This is a genomic window from Peribacillus sp. FSL K6-1552 (assembly GCF_038005205.1).
GTDB classification, from domain to species: Bacteria; Bacillota; Bacilli; order Bacillales; family DSM-1321; genus Peribacillus; species Peribacillus butanolivorans.
Genome location: NZ_JBBOST010000001.1, coordinates 3,614,369 through 3,635,612, shown reverse-complemented (window position 1 = coordinate 3,635,612; position 21,244 = coordinate 3,614,369). Strand labels below are relative to the sequence as shown.

The window sequence follows — 21,244 nt, the reverse complement described above, 5'->3', positions numbered from 1 at the left end:
ATTAAATTAGTGAAATGGTATATATATACTTCGTTGGAAAGGAAAGTGAATCAATGCTCCAAACTAAAAAAGGTAAAGTAACACTAGCTATAGTAGGAGGCATTTGTATTTGCTGGTTTTTATATCACAATTTAGGAATCGACGATTTAGTAGAAAAAAACAAGATATATTCTAGGGCAGAGGAATCTTTTTCTGATGGAGATTACTATTTGGCAGCAAACCGTTTTAAAATGATACCCGGATTTAGAGATTCTGACCAACAACTTAAAGAGATTTATACAATCGTCGCCAAAGACTGCACGGAATTTTTGACTCAAAGGAATATGGTAAAAGCCAAACAATGTTTTGAAATGGTGAAAGATGTTCCTAAATACTCCAAACAAGCTAATGTTGCTTTACAACAGATAGAAGTAAAACAAGGAGAAAAATTAAAAAACATAGAACCTTACGAGGGAATGATTTCCTCTAATATCAAATACTCTTCCTGGGGTCCGCCTACTGAAATAGAACGAGAAGTAAACTATGATTCTTTGCGTCCAGATCGACGAGTCGAACATTATAAATGGATAGAAAAAGACGAACAGGGAAGGACCATAAGAATAAAAAGCTTATATGTTAAACAGGGTTTTGTTTTGGGTGATCCTATAATAAGCAATTACTATGTAGGTCAATAAGGTACATATATGTACCTCAAAGGGAAGTGAATCAATGCTTCACACTAAAAAGTTTAAAGTAATACTTGCTATAATAGGGGGCTTCGTGATTTGCTAGGGATTAGCTGTCTTTTAGGACGGCTTTTTTATTTATTGTTAAGATTGTGAAAGAGTGTACTTAAACTAACGTTGAGGGGTAGATTGGTATAAATAAAAAGCTAAGTTTAAGCATTTCATTAGGTATCATTATTCTAATTGGGGTCTTTTTGTTGAGTTTTATAGATAATTTAAATGTTTCAAGAATTGTTTCAAGAATCCTTGTGATATTAGGAATTGTTAACTTATTTTTTACTTTAAATATTAAACAAAAATAAAAATTAACCGTTATAAAATGTATTACTTTGGATTTGAGTCAATATTTTGGACACTAAAAAGTTAAATCTTAAGCTGTATTCCTAATTCGATCTTCAATGGCTTGTGGGGTTTGATAGCCCAGGCTGCTGTGAATTCTTTTTCGGTTATACCAACCTTCAATAAATTGGAACATCGCTAATTTAGCTGTTTGATAGTCTAGATATTGTACGTGGTTGACTTCTTCCTTTTTTAATAGGGCATGAAAGGATTCAATACAGGCATTATCGTACGGGCAACCTTTCTGACTAAAGGATTGCTTAATATGATGGTTTTGGATATGTTGAGTAAACTCACTGCTTGTATATTGTGAGCCAAGATCTGTATGAAGAACTAAGCCCTCCGAGGGCTTTTGTGAAATGTGTGCGTTATTGAAAGCTTTTATGACCAGTTCTGTCGTCATTGAACGAGAAAATGAATACCCTACTATTTTCTTAGAATGAAGGTCCAATACCGAAGCTAAATAACACCATCCGTCTTTTAACGTGTGGATATACGTAATATCTGCTACCCATTTCTCATTAATGGTCTGAGTAGTGAAGTCTCGTTTTAGCAAATTATCCAATTGAATAACCTTTTCTTTAGATGGATAGGGACGGTATTTTTTCTTAGTAATAGAACGAATTCTTGCCTTGCTCATTAAACGTTGAACACGCTTTAGACTTAGGGAAAACCCTTTGGTTAATAAGCTTTCATGAATCTTTGGAGCCCCATATCGTCCCTTGCTTTCCAGGTAAATCAGATGAATTTCCTTCGTGAGTTCTTGGTTTTCCTGTTCGCGATTTGATACGACTATTTGAAGGGACTGATAATGGCTGCTTCTTGGGATTTCTAGTATTTCACACATCTTCTGTACGGGATATTGTTTCTTGTGTTCCTCAATAAATTCGGTAAGATCTGTCTCGGTTACTTTTTCGCGAATATGGCCATAGCCTTTTTTAAGATTTCAACTTCTTGCTTTAACCGAAGGTTTTCCTTCTGTATGGCGGCTAATTCCTTTGGAGTCATGGACTCTTCCCCTAAACCGATAGGAGTAAATTCTTTAACCCATTTATAAATGGTAACTTCTGATACGCCATATTCGCCGCTTAATTCTTTGACCGAATTACCCGAGTGATAAAGATCTACAATAGTCTTCTTGAATTCATTATTATATTTTTTACCTGTATTTTTACGTTCCAAGACGGACACATCCTCTCAAAAATCATTGTAAGGACTTAACTAAAATGTGTCCATGAAACTATACTAACTCCACTTTAACAAGATATGTTTTTCTTATTGAGCTAAAGGGTGCGTTAGCTGAAGATCGGAGCTGTCTTTAAGGCAGCTTTTCCTTATGGAACTAAAGGGGCAGGTTAGCATAATAAGAATATATCAATAAACGGTAGATAAACTTGGAAAGCAGGTGTTTCCAATGGAGAATGTTAAATGGATAAATGGAAGTTATAAAGAAGATAATCGTATTTTTGATTCAGAAATTCAAGCCGAAGAATGGGTGGATGCCTTATATCCAGATTTTGTTCCGTATTTATTTAATAAGATTAATGTTGGATATGCTACACCTGACGAGAAGGTATTCAAATACTTAGCAAATTACTTACCAGAATAGGCTCGTTATAATAATGTGAATGTTAATATCTATACAGAGAAAATAACTAAAGATGGTCAAGTTATTTTTAAAATTTGGACACAGTAGAAGATATGAACTATGCAAGATCGTGAAGAAATGTACTTAAACTAACGGGTGCTTTAGTTCATTAACAGGGGTTGATGCGGCAGCCTTTTTTGTATGAAAACACTTTAGTGAAAGGCCATACTTAAATAAGCCCACCATATTCTAATTTTTTTGAAGGACGTAAATGTACTATGTCGTTATTTTAACTGGTTATGCAGTTTTTTGTTCTGATGGATCGATTGTATAGCCTTTCTTTTTTAGGTATTCGATCATTTTTAATTCTTTGTTCATTTGTTTTTCTTCAAGGTAATTTGAGCCTAGTTCATGATAGGGTTCTCCGGTTTTTAAGATGTTGTAAGCAATCGTCAATAGTAAATGAGCAGAAGCAATTCGTCCCTTCATTTTCCCCTGTCGTTTGGTAATCCTTTTTCGATGTGAAGCAATTCGATTATTTTGCCTTGAGGTTGCCAGTACACACTCTACGGCCATCGTTTTTAATGCTTTGTTTCCTTCTGTGGTTTTACTTGTTTTTTTTTACCAGCACTTTCATAATTTCCGGGACTCACGCCAGCCCATGAGGCAAGATGTTTAGCCGACTTAAATACGGTCATATTAACGCCCATCTCTGCGATAAAAGTTGCTGCGGCTGCTTTGTTCACACCAGGTATACCATCCAATAATTCTACTTCCTTACGATATGGGGACAGGAGTTGATCGATTTGTTTTTCCAATTCTTCTATGGCTTCTTCTAAATAACCCATATGTCCCCAATGGTAACGCAACATATCACGATGATGACGGCGAATACGACCATTAATTGCACTGGAAATGTCCGTAATACTAGCTTTTGTTCGCCTATCCACCATTTTTCGAAGACCATCGGTCTCTATTTTTTCACCGTTTAGAATCGCTTCAAGGATACGGCGTCCCGATACACCAAAAATGTCTGATAGAACGGATGTTAGCTTGATATTAGCATCTTGAAGAATTTTATGAATGCGATTCTGCTCTGAGGTGCGATGATGAATCAATTTTTTTCGATAACGAGTAAGATCTCGTAAATCACGAATATCCTCCGGTGGAACAAAATTGCTTTCAATAAGTCCGCATCTTAGAAGCTTGGCAAGCCATTCGGCATCTTTCACATCAGTTTTACGCCCTGGAACATTTTTGACATGTCTGGCATTGGCAAGAACAAGGTGAAAAGAATCTTCGAGTATATTCCATATTGGTTTCCAGTAGACTCCAGTACTTTCCATTACAACATCGGATACCTGAAGGGTAGTTAACCAATCACTTAAAGCCAAGAGTCCTGTTGTTGTAGTTGAAAACGTTTCAATAGAGGTATTTGGCTTTTTATCTAATGGACCAAATAATACACAGGCTACTACTGTTTCTTGGTGTACATCTAGGCCAGCACACCGTTCAATCATTGCTTCCATAGGAGAATCACCTCAATAAAAGATTAACAATACATATGACAGGAGATTTGTTACAAAAATTTTTGTATACGTACTTGTAGTACACTAAATGGTTCTTCAATACTGTCACAACCAGTTTCTTATACAGGGTATCTTCCTTAAGATCCACCAAAAAAGATTCAGCCTGGTTGTATTGTTATCATCCATTATTGTCAAGGGTTTAATGGGTTAGACTTTATCTTGGGTAAAGAGCAGGTTTTCGTGGTAGATGGTGGCGGCGAGAATCGCCGCCATAGAAGTTTCTTATGGAACTAAAGGGGCAGGATAGTTGAAGAAACTATTATAAAAGTTATTCGTATAGGTATTAAGGAAATTATTATTTGGCGGAGGAGGTTTAGTTGTGTTGTGGGATAAACCTAAATGTATTGTATGTGATAAAGAGATTAAGGAAGATGACTTTGTTTTTGTAAAAATGCGTTACCCAAAACGAAAAGGTTTTACTGAGATAAAAGCTTATTTAAGAAACGAAGGCAAATTCATTTGTGAAGACTGTTTTAATAATAAATCCTACTAAACTCTATTCAACTAACGGGGCAGGTTAGTTGCATAACAAATATGGGCTATTGTGGTAATCTTAGGTTGTAGAGGGGTGACTAAATAAATTATTTCTTTTTTAATTATTTCTTTATTAACTTTTGTAGGAGTGTGCTGTGATTGTGGAATCATACTATTTTCGTATAAAAAAATATACAACTAAAGGGAGGGATTAAATGGATGTTGAAAGTCTGATAAAGAGGAAAATAACAGTCACATATGTCACGACAACGATTACTTCTATTATCTTAGCTTATTTATATATGGCTGGCGGAATTAAGGTGGGAACTCCCTATAATTTAGGAGGTGAATTTTTAGGCTGGTTATCTATATATAGTATGTATGTGGGTGCAATTGTCTTGATTTATGGAAACCTGGTTTCGGTAGGCATTGAATATCTACAAACAAAATGGTTTATTAAACATACATGGCTTTACGTTTTGTTTCATGGTTTTTTCGGTTTATCAAATGGTTTGTTTTTTCAGGAAACGACATTAGCATTAGCCGGAATGGTAGTTGCTTTATTCTATGCTTTTATTGATAGATGGCTATATGTTAGAGCTAAAGTTCAACTGAGTACAAAGATGTTTTTTCTTTTCCCTGTCTTAGCATGTGGTTTGCTATCGGGATATTTTCAGATAATATCAGAACCTTTGCCACCCTTTTCAATGGAAGAGGCTGTTGAATTTGCCACTGCTGGTAATGGTACTGTTACTGATGTTTTCCCTGAAAATGTTGGCAAATGGGATGGAATGATTGACGGTTATCATGTCGAGAGAGAAACATCTGCAAAAGAAATAGGAAAAGAAAAATATATCATTACTTTTACTGAGGGATGGGACAAAGGAAAGGAAAAGGGTTCCTGGTTCTTTTCGTATGAAGTAGAACGTGGAACTTTATCCGCTAATGGTGGTGAGGGGGCTTACCCTCCATACTATAAATAAATGAATGGAATCTCCCAGACTCTTTTAGCTATTTGTCTTGTCCTTCATATCTTACTGGATGATATGCTAGTAAAATTCTATAACTAAATAAAGGTTGCTGCGACAACCTTTTTTCTTACGGAACTAACGGGTGCGTTAGTTGAAGATCAGAGCTGTCTTTAAGGCAGCTTTTTCGTGCGCCCGGCATGGGTGCAATCTATAGGGTGAAAGTCCCGAACCATGAAGGCAGTAGTAGTGGTTAGCTTAATGCAAGGGTGTCCACGGTGACGTGGAATCTGAAGGAAGCAAGCGGCAAACCTCCGGTCTGAGGAACACGAACTTCATATAAGGCTAGGTATCATTGGATGAGTTTGCGAAACAAAACAAAGTCCTTACTGCCGAAGGTGGTACAGAGTAAATGAAGCAGATAGATGGAGGGAAAGATTGCACTCTTACCCGGGGAGGTCTGATGACAGCCAAGTACACTTGGTAACCTGTCCAGTGATGGACAGCTGAATCATCAGAAGTCAGCAGAGGTCATAGTACTTGTCTACTCGAGAAGATAAGGAAGGACCGAACAGATTAAGGAGGATGAATACTAGGCGTTCGTTATCTGCGAAGAAGCAAACAATTCCTAACGGAACTTATTTGAAGGAAGAAGTGGTGAATACACGGGGAACTTCAAAAGGGCGGAGCAGATAAAGGCACAAATAGACCATCTCGTCCACGCAGGGAAAGGATATCAACGATGTTAATGGAACAGATACTAGAGAGGGAAAACTTAATACAGGCATTGAAGCGTGTAGAAAGAAATAAGGGAAGCCATGGTGTAGATGGAATGCCGGTTCAAAACCTGAGACCGCACCTCGCAACCGAATGGTACAACATGAAAACTGCCCTTTTACAGGGTACCTATCAACCGCAGCCCGTCCGTCGTATCGAAATCCCGAAACCAAACGGCGGAGTTCGGCTATTGGGTATTCCAACCGTTCTAGACCGTTTCATTCAACAAGCCATTGCCCAAATATTGACTAAGATATATGACTCAACCTTTTCGGAGAATAGCTATGGATTTCGCCCTAACAAACAAGGGCACCAGGCGGTTCGAAAGGCAAAGTCCTATATAACCGAAGGTTATACATGGGTAGTGGATATGGACTTGGAGAAGTTCTTCGATAAAGTGAATCATGACAAGCTCATGGGAATGTTAGAGCGGAAAATTGAAGATAAACGAGTTCTCAAACTGATTCGTAAATTCCTTCAAGCAGGCATTATGATAGGCGGACTTTTTCATAAAAGTGAGGAGGGAACTCCGCAAGGAGGTCCGTTAAGTCCTTTATTATCTAATATCATGTTAGACGATTTAGATAAAGAACTAGAGAAACGCAATCTTCGATTCGTAAGGTATGCGGATGACAGTACTATCTTTGTGAAGACACGAAAAGCCGCCAAACGTGCAATGGGAAATATCTCAAGCTTCATTGAAAATAAACTGAAGCTAAAGGTCAACTACGAGAAGTCGAAGTATGATCGCCCTTGGAACAGAACGTTTCTCGGTTTTAGTTTCACGAAGTCAAAGAAGAACCCGAAGGTTCTACTGGCTAAACAAACGGTGAAGAGAGTAAAGAAACGAATCAGGGAAATGACCTCGAGAAAATTACCGATACCCATGAAACTCCGAATAAATAAGTTAAAGCAATACCTTAGAGGTTGGATGGGGTATTTCGCCCTCATTGATACTCCGAACGTATTGAAGAATTTAGATTCATGGATTCGAAGAAGACTCAGGATGTGCCTATGGAAGCAATGGAAATTGCCAAGAACGAGGGTGAAGAAACTCAAAGGATTAGGCGTCCCATTTGGAAAAGCATATGAATGGGGAAATAGCAGAAAGGGTTATTGGCGCATAGCGCATAGTCCTATTCTAGACAAAACCCTTAATAATGTTTATTGGCTCCATCATGGGTTAGTAAATCTATATGAACGATATACAAAACTACGTCAGACTTAAACTGAACCGCCGTATACCGAACGGTATGTACGGTGGTGTGAGAGGTCGGAGGCTAGGCGCCTCCTCCTACTCGATTTATGGAACTATCGGGGCAGGATAGTTGAAGAACTTAGGAATTTGAAACTTTAAATCGGTTAAATCGTAATAAAGATAAATGTCAAAGGCGAAGGGAATAATCAGAGGTGAAATCCTTGAGAAATGATGAAGGTAAACGTAAAAAAAGCAAAATTGATACTGATGATGGATGGAATAGAACGTTTTATGGAAGCCCCACAATTGGAGGGGTTATTGTAGTTGGGGCAATTGTTCTATACTTTATATTTAAATAGATTTATTCTACTAACGGGCAGGTTAGCATTCCTGTAGATAGCTATTTTTTGATTTTGAAAAAAATAGAGCTCCTCAGTAAGATATGAGATTAACGAAGGAAGTAAAGCCTTAAAAGAAAGTAAATGTTAATTGAACATCTGGCAATCTGGCATTTTCATTTTTAAGACTTATGACTGAGACAAAATGAAAGTCACTAAATTTGGAAGCAGGAAGGAATGATCTGACGTGAAGGTAAACAGAAAACTACACAAAAAAAATCCAGAGTGACACACTACTCTGGATTTTAATATTAAGATACTTGTTCTAGAATTTTATTATTGGCAGGAGGGTGGAATTGACCTTCCCATTTAGAAATGACGATTGCTGCAAGTGCATTACCTACAACATTCACTGCCGTACGACCCATATCAAGAATACGGTCAATACCAGCAATAAATGCTAAGCCTTCAATTGGAATACCGACGGTGCCTAGTGTTGCCAAAAGGACGACGAAGGAGACACCTGGTACACCTGCAATTCCTTTAGATGTAATCATCAACACTAGCATTAAGGTAATTTGCTGCATGATGCTCAAATCAATTCCATACATTTGAGCAATGAAAATGGCTGCTAATGCTTGATATAACGTAGAACCATCAAGGTTGAAAGAGTAGCCTGTCGGAATTACGAATGATGCAATATGTTTTGGACATCCGGCCTTCTCCATTTTTTCCATGATTTTTGGGAGGACGGATTCCGAACTAGCTGTTGAAAATGCTAAAATTAACTCTTCTTTTAGAAGCTTAATCAATTTAAAAATACTAAACCCTACTACTTTAGCAATAATTCCAAGAACGACAAGTACAAAGAAAAGCATTGTTCCATATACTGAAAGCGCTAACTTACCTAAAGGAATTAATGACGCCAAACCGAATTTAGAGATAGTTACCCCTATTAGTGCAAATACACCGACTGGAGCGAATTTCATAATCAAGTTGGTTAAGTAGAACATCCCTTCTGCCGTACCTTGGAAGAATCGAAATACCGGTTTACCTTTTTCTCCAATTGCGGCAATACTAACGCCAAATAATACAGAGAAGAAAATAATGGCTAGCATATCGCCTTCTACCATCGCTTTAATCGGATTCGATGGTACGATGTGAACAATTGTATCTACAAAAGATTCATGCTGCTTAGTTTCTGCTGTATCTACATAACTGGATATATCTGTTTGTTCAAGCTGGTTCATGTTTATACCAGCGCCCGGCTGAAGTAAATTAGCGGAAACCAGACCAACAAGAATTGCTATTTGCGTTACTACCACAAAGTATAAAAGTGATTTGGCACCAATTTTACCTACTGATTTCAAATCGCCTACCCCTGCAACGGCAACAATCAGACTTGAAACAATGATTGGTACAACAATCATTTTAATCATGCGTAAGAATATATCTCCCAATGGTTGTAAATAGCCTTGGGCAGTCTCATTACCATAAAAAATGGCACCAACAATAATCCCTAGAATTAATCCAATGAATATTTGGCTAGCTAAACTTAATTTAATTTTCTTCATTTACTTTCCTCACATTCCATAAAGTCTTTGATGTAAAAACATTTTGTCTCGTAAGGGATACAAGTTATTAAATAGAAAGAAAGTGATTTTTATTTTTTAAAAATTCTGTCTTTATACCGAAAGAAAAGACACTTCGTTTGTCGATTCCTATTGGCGTGACTATTCATACATGTTCCCTTTAGAAGCTGACGAGGTTAGCGCTGTCGGGTTAGGAATTGGAAACACAAATACCCTATTATCTCTGAGTTCACCCCTAGTGGAAAACATCTGAAAAATGGTTTCCGGTTCTATTAATAAGATTAAGAGAACCAACTTATAATAAAAATATTAATCTATAAATATTTATTATAGGATTAAGGGACACGCCATCTTTCTCTACGATAATAAAAATTCATCCTCTTCAAATGATATTAAAACATGAGACATTTAAAATCTTTTTAAAATCGCAAGTTGGATATAAAGTTTGGTAATCTTTGAGATATGTGTGTGGTGTAAATCCCCATTTACGCTTCCTCTTTTACCAATTTCATCCTCCTTTTTTATCTATGTAGTTCTATTCAGTGAATATAAAATACTTCCTTTCTTCCTTATTTTTAAGGGATGAATCAATAATGTAACATTAAAATGAAGCGCTTACAATAATTATTTAAAGAAAATTCGGGAATATAAGACTTTTTTCGACATTTTTCGATAATTTCCGTATTGATCACGCACCACCATTATTGTTCTCAATATAAACACTTAATTTTCTTTATATATCGGATGATTCCTACATTTTTCAAGGTAAACTTGATTGATTTTCTGCCATAACAGTTCCCTTTTTTCATTTTTTTCTTCTATCAAGGGACATTTTAGTTTTAAAAGGAAATATTATGAAACTAATGGGGGTTCTATTCGTAAAATATAGGAAAGGGTGTGTATATATTGATTTTTTCACGTACGTAATCACTTTAGGAATTCTCGCATTTATAACCGATTATGTTAAGGAAGATATGGCAACGTCATTCCCATCAAACACTGAAAATACAGTACAGATGTAAAGACACTATTATTTATTATTGCTGTTATTGGTTTATTTAGCTTACTTATGTTTTTTCAAACTAAGAAAAGTAATACTTTTTTATTGCACATGTAATTTCCCTTCGTCATTTTCATTTTTCCATAATTCCACCTATTCCAACAGGTCCACGGCATATGAGTTTTCTTTACCTAGCGGTATGTTCAAACACTGATTTAATTTGACTTTTTTGTATTGTCCTGAAAAAAGTTGATAACTTTAAAAAACTATATTTCTAATAAATGTTGAAAATAAAAGTAGAAGATACATATTCGAGGCTTAATAATCATATTTAGTAACGATTGAAGGAAAATGAATTTTGGAGGCCATGATAATGAATGAAAAAGATTCTAAACAGAGGCAGGCTTTATCAGAAGAAGACTATAATGAAAGAAAAAAGTTATATAGAGACCTCTCCAACAGGACTAATGATGAGTCAGCTAAACTTCATTCACAGACAGTCGGCTCTAGAGGACCTGTACTGGAACAAGATAGTGTACTCCACGAGTCCTTACAAGAGTTTATTCATGAAAAAATATTAGAAAGACCGGTTCATGTGAAAGGATTTGGTGCATTTGGTTATTTTCAAACGATATATTCAATGTCCGAATACACAAAACTGAACTTTTTACAAAATCCTGATCATAAGGTACCTGTTATGGTTCGCTTTTCATTAGCTGTCAGTACGAAAGGTACACCTGATACTTCCAGAAATGTACGTGGTTTCGCTACAAAATTTTATACAGAAGAAGGTGTTTTTGACCTTTTATGTAATCATATCCCCGTCTTTTCTGTTCGTGATGCGATACGTTTCCCAGAATTTATTAAAGCATTCTTACCTTCACCCAAAAATAACTTAATTGACCCTGATAGTTTTTGGAGCTTTGTAGCAAGAGCACCCGAATCTATTCATTTTATTGTACGTCTCTACTCTGACGCAGGTACAGTAAAAAGTCTTCGTCACATACCAGGACATAGTGTGAATACATATGTTTGGAGAAATGCTCAAGGTATTAGAAAGTATGTTAAATACCATTGGTATCCATTTGAAGGTGTACAATACATTGGTCGCGAGGAAGCAAATAGACTAGCCGCTGAAAACCCTGATTATGCTGGTAAAGATCTATTCGATGCTATTGCGGGTGGTAAACCAGTGGAATATGGCTTATACGTTCAGCTCATGGATCCTGCAGATGAAGCCCATCTTTCTTATGATCCTTTAGACGATACAAAAGTATGGGATAAGAAAGAATATCCTCTTATACCAGTAGGGAAAATGGTATTAAGTAAAAATCCTGATAATTATAAGGAACAAGTAGAAAAAGTCGCCTTCTCCCCTTCAAATTTACTTGACGGTGCAGAATTATCTGATGATAAAATACTGCAGGGCCGAGCCAATGTTTATAATGATTCTCAAAGAAGAAGAATTGGGCCTGAATTTCGTAAAGTACCAGTCAATCAACAGCAAGACTGGACAACGGCTAACCAAATTACAAGTGGTGATGGAAGATATGTTGAAGGGAAACTAGAAAGAACTTCTATAACAAAGCATGATGATTTTGTGCAGGCTGGTGAATTCTACATGAAGTTAACTCCTATAGAAAAAGAGCATCTTGTAGAAAATTTGGCTAGCGACTTGATGGTCATATCCGATGATATTAGAAAGAAAGTTATGGAGTATTTAAATAAGGTATCATCTGACTTGGCAAAAAGAATTGAGATACAACTAAAAAAACAATAAAGATATAAAAATTAAAATTTACTAAGACTAATGAACTAACGGGTGCTTTACTTCAATAAGAGAGTTGCTTTGGCAGCTCTTTTTTCTTATGGAACTAACAAGGCAGGTTAGTGTAAGAAGGTATAGACGATAAATTACAGAATATTATTCGTAGGGGGGTGCTTAGTTTGAATAATCACCATGAAACGCCTGAAGAAAAAAGAGAGAGGTTAAGACAAGAAGAACTAAAAAAAAATCCAACAGGTGCATTAAAAGATGGAATTAATAGAACTGAATATGGTAATCCAGCAGACTTAGTTAGTGGTTTAGGTTGGAAAGAAACAGGAATATTAATTGTTGTTTTAATAGTTGGATATGTTTTATATAAACTATTTTTTTAAAGATTTTACTTAACCTTGTTCAACTTACGGGTACGTTAGTTTAATATCGGTATCAATATGGCCCGATTTTTAGAGGCTTTTGGAATGCAACGGACGACCGAATTAATTTAAGGAAGTATGCGTGAGTTAACAAATTTAAACGAAATTTCGACTGTTAATATCCTGATGTATGGAGATAATAAAGTTGTTTATACTTTGAATTTAAAAAGCCAAAGCCTTGTGAAATAATGTAGCGGTCTACTAAGTAAGTTTCAAAGAAAGCAGGTATGTATATGAAAAAGAAAACAATCGGTGAAATGACCAATAGTAGATTAAGTTGGGGATTTGATGCCTCAACTCGTGTGATTTTGAATAAGAAAGGCAAAGGATCATATAACCGGAGAAAAATAAAGCAAGAACTATCGAAGGGAAAGTAGTTTCTTTTTTATCTTTTTAGTATATTTATGTTATAACGTGGAATATATAAAAAAGACGAGATGCGCTAACATCTCGCCTAGTAACCAATCCAAAGTGGTCGGTTGCTCCTAAATCTTACGCTTCTTAGAAGGCCGCCCGTGCTGTTTGGATGTAGAACGGGTGGTTTTCTTTTTGACTTTTTTAGCAGGAAGGAAGCTAAATAAATATACAACTGTCGAATTGGCAACTGTTTTAGCTACTTCCACTAATACGTCTTTTAGAAGATCCATTGCGGTCACCTCCCTTCTCTCTTAGAAAAAGAGATAGGGGTAGGGAGGAAGCACCTAAGTTCATTCCATAATAGATATAATTCAACGTTGTAAGCTGGTAACGTGGAGGGCTTACTCCCAATGATGCGTTGATAAGGAAAACACTAGTGAGACTAGCCACTGTATAACTTATCTTTATATCGGGAAAGTGGTGGAATAGTACCAATGAAATGTCTTATCCACATGGAGGGATAGCCACTAGACTAATGAAGATTCATGTAATCATGTAAGGCAAATCTTTATCGGTAAATAAGGTTTTCGTAATACTAAAAAAGGTTTATCTCCCACGGGAGGCACCGACTTATTGAAACAGAAGAATTGAGACACTGAAGGGGTAACGATTTCAGAAGTGTTGATGATTAAATCGAATTGGATTAGTTGGAACGCAGTTTGAGGTGGAAATCTCATGTACGGTGTGAACGAGGGGAAAAGGGAGCGATAATGTCAAACCCTTACCTATTCGTATGAAGTAGAATGGATTCCAGAAGATCGCCATTAGAGTCGATTCTTTTTCTTTGTCACTGTTTCAAATAAAAGAGTTACTATTTGAAGCACGTTGGAACCTAATTTATAGTGATAATATTTTATGAATTGGAAAAAGATAGTCTTAGGAAAGGAGGGATTGCGAATGTCTGTGAAAAAGTGGTTAACTGGATTGGTCGTTTTGCTTGCGATGATTGTGGTTGTGACAACTCCAGGCTCACTCAGTGTATTTGCCGAGTCAGGCGTCGTAACACAGCCAATTGAGTCAGTGAAAGCGATTGAGATCGAGTTGAACGATAATTACTTTAATCCGAAAGTCATTACTATTCCGAATGGAAGAACGACAACGTTGATAGTGAAAAACAAAGATACGAAAAAGCACACCTTCACAGTGGAAAAGCTCAGTATTGACGCCGAAGTCCAGCCGGGAAATGAAAAAACCATTACCGTGAAACCGAAAAAGACCGGTACATATGATCTGATATGTCGGTACCATTTACAAGAAGGAATGGTTGGAAAAGTAATAGTCAAATAACAAGCAGGGCCAAACGGGCCTTGCTTTTTTAATAGGCAACGGTAACTTACTTATTATTACCCTGACATCATCATAACAGCTAACTTTCCTCCACAAACGGATGCTCCTTTAAAAAGGGAAATGCTAACTTTTTGTAAAGTAAAGAGGTAGGTGAGAAAAAGATTTTTTCCATATTCACTAGTGTTAATGGTACTAATAAAATTGAAGTAAATATTGAGCTAACGGGGCAGGATACTTTAAAAATAATTGAGGGGATTTCTTAATGTCTATAAAGAAAGGGCGTTAAAATGAAGTTTTTATACGGGTTAGTAATTATAGCTTGGTATTTTCTGATTACGATTTTAGCTACAACGTATTGGAAAGGACTTGGTTGGTGGTTTTTAATAATTTGTGCAATTGTTTTGTTTTTAGGTGACGGCTTGATAAGGAGATTTTTTAAAAATACAAAAGTAGTAGGATAGTTTAAGAGGATATAACTCGTATTGTAAACTGGAATTAAGATTTGAAACCAAAATTCATCCTGGAGGAACCAATGAGAAACAAGTATGAAACCAGATATTTTTATATTATCAGCCTAAGTGATGATAAATTTATTCAGTGGAATACAGTTAAGGGAATCCTTAACGAAGATATAGTAGATGATTATGAAATAATTAACTGATTTAATGGTCAAGATGTTCGAGATAAGTTTGGGATATAGCCAAAGATGAATTTGAACAGAGAATAAAGCCTAAGATAAATTAAAATTCCTTAACCTAATTGAACTAACAGGTGCGTTAGTTGAGATCAGGGCTGCCATTTGGTGGATTTTTTCCTTAATCAACTAAACGGGCAGAATAGTGAAGAAGAAATGATATTAGAGACTATTTAACTAAAGGGAAGAAGAGTTTAAAAAGGAATATTCACACATTCGCTGAATATATAGGTACGGACATTAAATAAATCGGGTTTCAAATGATAAAACCTACCCTAGGAGATGATCGGAGATGGAAACACGGGTGAATCAAATTGAACTGAATGGACTCACTTTTCAATATCGCGAGAGTGGAGAACCTTCTGCCCCACCACTTGTTGCACTTCACGCGCTGGGGACAAGTGCAGAAACATGGGATCAAGTTGCTGCTGTATTAGGAGAAAAATACCGAGTTTTAGCTTTAGATCAACGGGGGCACGGTGGGAGTGCGAGAACTAGTACATACACTTTTGAACTGATGTCCGATGACTTGCTTCATTTTGCGAATGCTATGAATTTGGAACGTTTTACGCTAATTGGTCATTCCATGGGAGGAACAGTATCCTATCTTTTCGCGGAAACATATCCGTCAAGAATAGAAAGGTTGATTGTTGAAGACACTCCTCCTCCTGTTCCAGATAAGATGTTCGAAGTTCCTTCCAAACCTTCTGATCCCCTACCGTTTGATTGGCGGGTTGTGCCTTCGATTCTACGGCAACTAAATGAACCCAATCCCGAATGGTGGGAGCGTCTTTCGGACATTATCATGCCGACTCTTATTATAGGCGGTGGTTCCAGTCATATTCCTCAAAACAAATTGCAGGAAGTTTCTGAGCTTATACCGAATTGCGAATTGGTGACGATAGAAGATGCCGGGCACTTTGTGCATGATGCTAATTTACCAGCCTTCTTAGCTGCCGTAAAAAGTTTTCTTAATTCATGAGTTTCCAACGCTTTCACTGCTAGCCTAATTCTTATTAAACAAACGGGCGCAATTCTGTAGAAAGGATTGTGCTATTTCTTTATGTAGAGGGCCATTTAATTGAATAAGAGGTTGCATAAAACCCTACTTTTTATGCAGCCATCAGGCGCTCTTGAGCAAGCGTAAACGATGATTTATCAACGAGGTATAATAAATCATTCATAAACGATAAATGGCGATAAGAGAAAACCCTTTGGTGCCAAGGGTTTTGGTTTTGGTTGGGTTCCCTTTAAGAAGCATTTTGTAAACTGGGTTTGAATAGCACATGTAATACAATTATTAATGATTTTTTACATCTTCTTCGAATATATTAATGGTATATGTTGTTATAAATGGAAGGGGGATTACTTTGGATACTTTTCAAATACTTTTAATCATTCATATTATATTCGGAATAATATGCTTATTTTCAGGTGTAATAGCTATGTCCGCCAAAAAAAGAAGAGGTACTCATACAAAATGGGGTGAACTCTACCATGCATCTTACGTTGTAATATTTATTACTGCAATCATCTTGTCAATTTTGCGATGGGAAGAAATCGCTTATTTGTTTTATGTGGCCCTTTTTTCTTACTCCTTTGCGATATATGGTTACCTTGCACGTAAAAGACGTTGGAAAAACTGGATTCATCACCACATTAGAGGTATGTTAGGTTCTTATATCGGTGCTGTAACAGCTCTTTTGGTTAATATTGGGGATATGGTTCCTCTACTTAACCAACTGCCCAAACTATGGCTTTGGTTTATACCTACCATCATCGGAACACCCTTGATTTATATCGTAAGCCAAAAATACACAAGAAATAAAAAAGAAGAACCGGGAAAAGAGTTGTCCAAGAAAGAAAACAACAATACTTTATAACAGAGCCTAGTATTAAAAAACAACATTATTTCTTTAACAGAACCAAGGTTTTTAAAAAACTCTGATAATCCTGACTTATGTTAAATAAGGCACAAAGAGAAATATGTTATTCTTGTTCAGCAATCGGGCACGATTCTTTAATAAGAAATGCTTTTCTTAATGAACTCCCTCAGTTTAATAGATAATGCTCACGAATACTCGCTTATTCGCAGGATTTCAAACCACATGGTATAGGTTGCTTTAGATGAACGAAAGAGATAGGAACGTTTTGATAAGATGAGGGCAGATTGAAATAGGGGATCTATTGAGAATCCCATATTATTACATATGCTGCACGCATTTTCCACGCTGCCCCTGGAGGCTTTCCCTCCCATGTCTCAACGGGTCATAATCATATGCCCTTTCATTCCTTCGTCATGCCTATCCAAGGGGTGGAGGCTGGTTTTGCTAACGGAACGGGTCATTGCCCTTTTGTTCATTACATCCAGTACTTCGTGCTTTCTTTGAAATCCTACGAATAAGCCAACTTTCGTTAAATAACAATGTGAATGTAAATTTACGCTGCTAGTTGTTCAAGAGGGAAGATCATTTCCGGTTTATAGGCAGAGCCATTACGAGCAATCCCTACTAGGACACGGGCGAGTTTTCCACATAGTTTCATGATGGATTTCATTTTCTTAATCTTCTTCACCTTAACATTGTTCGAGTGTAGGGCTTTAAACTCAGGGTTATTCATCACCAGACTCATGGTCGCAAGGAAGAGGTAACGCCGCAGGCGTGATCTTCCACGTTTGGAAAGAACAATTTGGCCTTTCCACTTCCCAGAGCTTGCCTCAGCGAGATGCAATCCTGCATGACGAAGGAGCGCATTCCCGTGAGCGAACCCACTCAGATCTCCAGCTTCTCCTAAGATGCCCGCCAGTGAAATTCCGCTGATTCCTTTAATGGCAAGTATTTGCTTAACGAATGGAATCTGTTCCAAGACGTTTGTGACTTCTTGCGTCACTCTTTCGAGTTGGGATGAAGCGAGATCATATTCCTCTAATAACTGTTCCAAGTGAAGTTTATATGCATCAAGGGCTTGTTTCGTACCAATTGAACGCTTGGCCAATGTAAGCAGGGAACGGGCTTTTTTATGCCCGGAATGTCGCTTCATACATGATTTCCACCCGGTTACGATATCTTGAGGCTGTAAGGAACTTAATTCAGCTGGGGTAGGAAAGAGGCGTAGGGTTGCGATTGCCCCTTTACATGATACGTCTTTAAACACTTGCCGGAGCTCGGGAAAGACAACATCCACCCAGCGATTAATTTGGTTGATGGAGCTAACAAGACGCTTAACGATCACATCTCGGTTAGCCATAAGGACACGAAGTTTTTCAAATGATTCTGAAGTGGAACGAACGAAGGCATAATAGCCATTCTTCACCATATCAGCGATGACAAGGGCATCTTTTTTATCACTTTTGGATTGCGTATTATCACGATTTTCTTTGTTTCTTTTGACATGGTGAGGATTGACCGTAACGACATCAATGTTTTGTTTGACTAGCCACTTTGAAAGGTTCATCCAATAATGACCGGTAGGTTCCATTCCGACTATCGTGGTGTCTAGGTTTTTCATGTGTTTTAGTTCCTTGATCCAGTTTAGTAATCTAGTAAAACCCTCTTCGTTATTTTCAAAAGACAAAGGTTTCCCGATCACAATGCCCCGATAGTTTACAGCACGGGCCACGTGTACGTGTTGGGCGATATCCACACCAACAACTAGATGTTGATCCGTAATTCTTTCAATTAGTTGATTTTGTTTGTTTTGCATTTTAAAATTCATAGTAGGGCTTCCTCCTTAAGACTTTGAGTTAGATTGGACTCTATACTCGTATCTTACTGAGGGGCTCTATTTTTTTCAAACCTGATGTTTAACGATCTACAGGAATGCTAACAGGTGCTTTACTTCAATAAGAGAGGTTGCTGAGGCAGCCTTTTTCTTATGGCACTAACGGGGCAGATTAGTTTAAGATAATTAACAACATTATTGTTGAACTTTCAACAATAATGTTGACTTTTCAACAATACGAATGTAGTAAAGTCATTGTATTCCATAATTAGTTCTCTTTGGAAAGTGGGTATGCTATGCAACAAATACTTAGAAAGATATGTCAATTATCCCGGTGTTTTGAAACAATTAGTAATATTGAATTTAAAGACTATAATCTTGGGAGAGGTCAATATTTATACTGATTCAATACAGGCATTATCGTACGGGCAACCTTTCTGACTAAAGGATTGCTTAATATGATGGTTTTGGATATGTTGAGTAAACTCACTGCTTGTATATTGTGAGCCAAGATCTGTATGAAGAACTAAGCCCTCCGAGGGCTTTTGTGAAATGTGTGCGTTATTGAAAGCTTTTATGACCAGTTCTGTCGTCATTGAACGAGAAAATGAATACCCTACTATTTTCTTAGAATGAAGGTCCAATACCGAAGCTAAATAACACCATCCGTCTTTTAACGTGTGGATATACGTAATATCTGCTACCCATTTCTCATTAATGGTCTGAGTAGTGAAGTCTCGTTTTAGCAAATTATCCAATTGAATAACCTTTTCTTTAGATGGATAGGGACGGTATTTTTTCTTAGTAATAGAACGAATTCTTGCCTTGCTCATTAAACGTTGAACACGCTTTAGACTTAGGGAAAACCCTTTGGTTAATAAGCTTTCATGAATCTTTCGTCCTAGTATCAGCGCGGCTTGCTTTAAAATATCATTCTCCATCTGTAACTTCTTCTGTTCTTTTAGTAGTTTAATAAGTTCTTGTTCCTCAGGAGAACGGTTATCTTTTTCTTTAAAAGAACCTGTGTTTTCACTCTGTTGTATCCACCGGTCTAAAGAAGAAGGAGTAAGTTCATATTCTTTAATAAGAGCCTTACGGTTTTTCCCATTTAGGTAGAGTTGAATGATCTGTTGTTTAAATTCGGAAGTGAACGTACGGCGTTCTCGCTTGGTCATTTTGAGTGCTCCCTTATCTGTAGAGAGTTAAGTGTATCTGCCCTTAAAACCTCTGTCCAGATAAGTGTAGACGATTCAGGGCAGGATTTACATTTTGTAGGTAAAGGGAGCCGATTGACTGGGATATGTTCGTGAAAAATTAATGATCACGACAGAAAGGCTCGTCCTTAGATTATTTCAAACATCCGATGCGGCAGCGGTTGCGACGCTTTGCAATAACTATAATATTTCAAACATACATAGTACCTGCCTTATCCGTATAGTTTAAACGATGCAGTGTCGTGGATGGAGCACCATTACGATAATTTTATGGCGGATAAATCGTATGAGTTCGCGGTAACAGACAAAGAAACTGGCGAATTATTTGGAGCAATTGCGTTATCGAACAATAAACGTTTTAACCATGGAGAAATAGCCTATTGGATTGACGAGCCATATTGGGGAAATGGCTATGTGACAGAGGCAGCGCAGTCGATTTTACAATTTGCTTTTGAAGAAAAGAAACTGCACAAAGTGTTTGCGCGATATTTCCATCGAACCTTGCTTCGGGGAAAGTTATGGAGAAGATTGGTATGAAAAAAGAGGGAATTTTAAATGAACATGTCATAAAAGACAGTAAATATGTGGATTTAGTATATTACGGAATTATTAATGAAAAAGATGAATAATTAACATGCGAAATTAAGAAGTGGGGGCGATTATTACTTATTCTCCATTCGAAAAAATAAGAGTATTCGAGTTTCATTTCGAATACACTATTAATTTGAAGAAAATCAACTAAATTGGAAGGTGCCTGGCACTTCTTTTCTTGGGACTGACCCAAATGTCGCTAACTCTCCTAAAACCTTACGGCATGGCCGTGCATCATGCCCGCAGAGCTTCCGTGTCAAACCGACTATCATTATACCTATTATAATGCATATTCCAAATTAACTAGCTAAGATCCTACTTTTTATAATTAGTTTAAATTAACTACAAAAAAAGTATAGAAAATCCAATAAATTTAGAGGTATTTTTAATTTCATCACCATGTCAAGTGGTAAATTGTACCTACCGTAAGGTAGCATCCGGGTTTTTCTTAATAGTTTTTATAAAATTAAAATAATTCCAATTATTCATGTAAATTAACTTTTATTAATCTATAATAAAGTCAATGGAAAAAAA

General features: G+C 36.9%; 20 protein-coding genes. 13 read left to right on the top strand and 7 right to left on the bottom strand.

The features are described from left to right. Positions 1-53: 53 nt before the first annotated feature. On the top strand, positions 54-674 hold the full coding sequence (locus NST21_RS17390) for a hypothetical protein (RefSeq protein ID WP_340888982.1): 621 nt from the start codon (positions 54-56) through the stop codon (positions 672-674). A gap of 421 nt (positions 675-1,095) precedes the next feature. On the opposite strand, the gene NST21_RS17385 is transcribed toward NST21_RS17390, so the two are convergent. Then, positions 1,096-2,246 (bottom strand): IS3 family transposase gene (locus tag NST21_RS17385; RefSeq protein ID WP_445670500.1). Its coding sequence is split into 2 segments (ribosomal slippage): positions 1,096-1,997 and positions 1,997-2,246, totalling 1,152 coding nucleotides; the frame shifts between segments, so codons are not numbered across the junction. Positions 2,247-2,478: 232 nt separating this feature from the next. Here NST21_RS17385 and NST21_RS17380 point away from each other — a divergent pair. Next, positions 2,479-2,673, top strand: coding sequence for a hypothetical protein (locus tag NST21_RS17380; protein ID WP_340890420.1), 195 nt, complete (start codon positions 2,479-2,481; stop codon positions 2,671-2,673). Positions 2,674-2,949: 276 nt separating this feature from the next. Here the strand turns inward: NST21_RS17380 and NST21_RS17375 are convergent, their stop codons facing one another. Beyond that, the gene (locus NST21_RS17375) at positions 2,950-3,228 is read right to left on the bottom strand and encodes a hypothetical protein (RefSeq protein ID WP_340888220.1); all 279 of its coding nucleotides are present in this window, start codon (positions 3,226-3,228) and stop codon (positions 2,950-2,952) included. Between the two features lie 5 nt (positions 3,229-3,233). Further along, a complete protein-coding gene (locus tag NST21_RS17370; RefSeq protein WP_340888221.1) occupies positions 3,234-4,181 on the bottom strand; it encodes an IS110 family transposase in 948 nt (315 codons plus the stop codon). A gap of 382 nt (positions 4,182-4,563) precedes the next feature. On the opposite strand from NST21_RS17370, the gene NST21_RS17365 reads away from it, so the two are divergent. The 3 genes from NST21_RS17365 (at position 4,564) to ltrA (ending at position 7,688) form a co-directional block, all read left to right on the top strand. Next, the gene (locus NST21_RS17365; protein ID WP_207196649.1) at positions 4,564-4,734 is read left to right on the top strand and encodes a Fe3+ hydroxamate ABC transporter substrate-binding protein; all 171 of its coding nucleotides are present in this window, start codon (positions 4,564-4,566) and stop codon (positions 4,732-4,734) included. 196 nt (positions 4,735-4,930) lie between these two features. Beyond that, positions 4,931-5,698 (top strand): hypothetical protein, encoded by a 768-nt coding sequence (locus NST21_RS17360; protein ID WP_340890419.1) that lies wholly within the window; start codon positions 4,931-4,933, stop codon positions 5,696-5,698. Positions 5,699-6,425: 727 nt separating this feature from the next. Next, positions 6,426-7,688, top strand: coding sequence for a group II intron reverse transcriptase/maturase (gene ltrA, locus NST21_RS17355; protein WP_053344638.1), 1,263 nt, complete (start codon positions 6,426-6,428; stop codon positions 7,686-7,688). Positions 7,689-8,307: 619 nt separating this feature from the next. Here ltrA and NST21_RS17350 read toward each other — a convergent pair. After that, a complete protein-coding gene (locus tag NST21_RS17350) occupies positions 8,308-9,570 on the bottom strand; it encodes a cation:dicarboxylate symporter family transporter (RefSeq protein ID WP_340890418.1) in 1,263 nt (420 codons plus the stop codon). A 1,391-nt stretch (positions 9,571-10,961) separates the two neighbouring features. Between NST21_RS17350 and NST21_RS17345 the strand changes: the two genes are divergently transcribed. The 3 genes from NST21_RS17345 (at position 10,962) to NST21_RS17335 (ending at position 13,164) form a co-directional block, all read left to right on the top strand. Then, positions 10,962-12,368, top strand: a complete 1,407-nt coding sequence (locus NST21_RS17345; RefSeq protein ID WP_340890417.1) for a catalase — start codon at positions 10,962-10,964, stop codon at positions 12,366-12,368. Between the two features lie 167 nt (positions 12,369-12,535). Further along, entirely contained in the window at positions 12,536-12,748 is a 213-nt protein-coding gene (locus NST21_RS17340) for a DUF6366 family protein (RefSeq protein ID WP_340890416.1), read from the top strand. 272 nt (positions 12,749-13,020) lie between these two features. After that, on the top strand, positions 13,021-13,164 hold the full coding sequence (locus NST21_RS17335; protein WP_162245338.1) for a hypothetical protein: 144 nt from the start codon (positions 13,021-13,023) through the stop codon (positions 13,162-13,164). Positions 13,165-13,272: 108 nt separating this feature from the next. Here NST21_RS17335 and NST21_RS17330 read toward each other — a convergent pair whose 3' ends face one another. After that, positions 13,273-13,434 carry a hypothetical protein gene (locus NST21_RS17330; protein ID WP_098178196.1) on the bottom strand — a complete coding sequence of 54 codons (162 nt, stop codon included), beginning with the start codon at positions 13,432-13,434 and terminating at the stop codon, positions 13,273-13,275. A gap of 667 nt (positions 13,435-14,101) precedes the next feature. Here NST21_RS17330 and NST21_RS17325 point away from each other — a divergent pair. From NST21_RS17325 to NST21_RS17315, 3 genes are all read left to right on the top strand, one after another. Next, complete coding sequence (locus NST21_RS17325; RefSeq protein ID WP_340890415.1) at positions 14,102-14,491, top strand: cupredoxin domain-containing protein; 390 nt, start codon at positions 14,102-14,104, stop codon at positions 14,489-14,491. Positions 14,492-15,477: 986 nt separating this feature from the next. After that, positions 15,478-16,167: an alpha/beta fold hydrolase gene (locus NST21_RS17320; protein WP_340890414.1), complete on the top strand. Its 690-nt coding sequence runs from the start codon at positions 15,478-15,480 to the stop codon at positions 16,165-16,167. A gap of 388 nt (positions 16,168-16,555) precedes the next feature. Next, complete coding sequence (locus NST21_RS17315) at positions 16,556-17,068, top strand: DUF2306 domain-containing protein (protein ID WP_340890413.1); 513 nt, start codon at positions 16,556-16,558, stop codon at positions 17,066-17,068. A gap of 556 nt (positions 17,069-17,624) precedes the next feature. Here NST21_RS17315 and NST21_RS17310 read toward each other — a convergent pair. Further along, entirely contained in the window at positions 17,625-18,899 is a 1,275-nt protein-coding gene (locus NST21_RS17310; protein WP_340890412.1) for an IS110 family transposase, read from the bottom strand. A gap of 401 nt (positions 18,900-19,300) precedes the next feature. Continuing rightward, on the bottom strand, positions 19,301-20,080 hold the full coding sequence (locus tag NST21_RS17305; RefSeq protein WP_445670528.1) for an IS3 family transposase: 780 nt from the start codon (positions 20,078-20,080) through the stop codon (positions 19,301-19,303). Positions 20,081-20,365: 285 nt separating this feature from the next. Here NST21_RS17305 and NST21_RS17295 point away from each other — a divergent pair, with 285 nt between their 5' ends. Both NST21_RS17295 and NST21_RS17290 read left to right on the top strand, forming a co-directional pair. Beyond that, positions 20,366-20,656 (top strand): GNAT family N-acetyltransferase, encoded by a 291-nt coding sequence (locus NST21_RS17295; protein WP_340890411.1) that lies wholly within the window; start codon positions 20,366-20,368, stop codon positions 20,654-20,656. Beyond that, positions 20,638-20,748, top strand: coding sequence for a GNAT family N-acetyltransferase (locus NST21_RS17290; protein ID WP_340890410.1), 111 nt, complete (start codon positions 20,638-20,640; stop codon positions 20,746-20,748). The genes NST21_RS17295 and NST21_RS17290 overlap by 19 nt, the downstream gene beginning before the upstream one ends. The last annotated feature ends 496 nt before the right edge of the window (positions 20,749-21,244 follow it).

Bases quoted from the DNA above. Each gene is read 5' to 3' on its own strand.
- NST21_RS17360 (WP_340890419.1), top strand. From the start codon at position 4,931: ATGGATGTTGAAAGTCTGATAAAGAGGAAAATAACAGTCACATATGTC.
- NST21_RS17295 (WP_340890411.1), top strand. From the start codon at position 20,366: ATGGAGCACCATTACGATAATTTTATGGCGGATAAATCGTATGAGTTC.
- NST21_RS17330 (WP_098178196.1), bottom strand. From the start codon at position 13,434: ATGGATCTTCTAAAAGACGTATTAGTGGAAGTAGCTAAAACAGTTGCC.
- NST21_RS17305 (WP_445670528.1), bottom strand. From the start codon at position 20,080: ATGACCAAGCGAGAACGCCGTACGTTCACTTCCGAATTTAAACAACAG.
- NST21_RS17350 (WP_340890418.1), bottom strand. From the start codon at position 9,570: ATGAAGAAAATTAAATTAAGTTTAGCTAGCCAAATATTCATTGGATTA.
- NST21_RS17320 (WP_340890414.1), top strand. From the start codon at position 15,478: ATGGAAACACGGGTGAATCAAATTGAACTGAATGGACTCACTTTTCAA.
- NST21_RS17345 (WP_340890417.1), top strand. From the start codon at position 10,962: ATGAATGAAAAAGATTCTAAACAGAGGCAGGCTTTATCAGAAGAAGAC.
- NST21_RS17290 (WP_340890410.1), top strand. From the start codon at position 20,638: ATGGAGAAGATTGGTATGAAAAAAGAGGGAATTTTAAATGAACATGTC.
- NST21_RS17310 (WP_340890412.1), bottom strand. From the start codon at position 18,899: ATGAATTTTAAAATGCAAAACAAACAAAATCAACTAATTGAAAGAATT.
- ltrA (WP_053344638.1), top strand. From the start codon at position 6,426: ATGTTAATGGAACAGATACTAGAGAGGGAAAACTTAATACAGGCATTG.
- NST21_RS17370 (WP_340888221.1), bottom strand. From the start codon at position 4,181: ATGGAAGCAATGATTGAACGGTGTGCTGGCCTAGATGTACACCAAGAA.
- NST21_RS17375 (WP_340888220.1), bottom strand. From the start codon at position 3,228: ATGGCCGTAGAGTGTGTACTGGCAACCTCAAGGCAAAATAATCGAATT.
- NST21_RS17335 (WP_162245338.1), top strand. From the start codon at position 13,021: ATGAAAAAGAAAACAATCGGTGAAATGACCAATAGTAGATTAAGTTGG.
- NST21_RS17325 (WP_340890415.1), top strand. From the start codon at position 14,102: ATGTCTGTGAAAAAGTGGTTAACTGGATTGGTCGTTTTGCTTGCGATG.
- NST21_RS17380 (WP_340890420.1), top strand. From the start codon at position 2,479: ATGGAGAATGTTAAATGGATAAATGGAAGTTATAAAGAAGATAATCGT.
- NST21_RS17390 (WP_340888982.1), top strand. From the start codon at position 54: ATGCTCCAAACTAAAAAAGGTAAAGTAACACTAGCTATAGTAGGAGGC.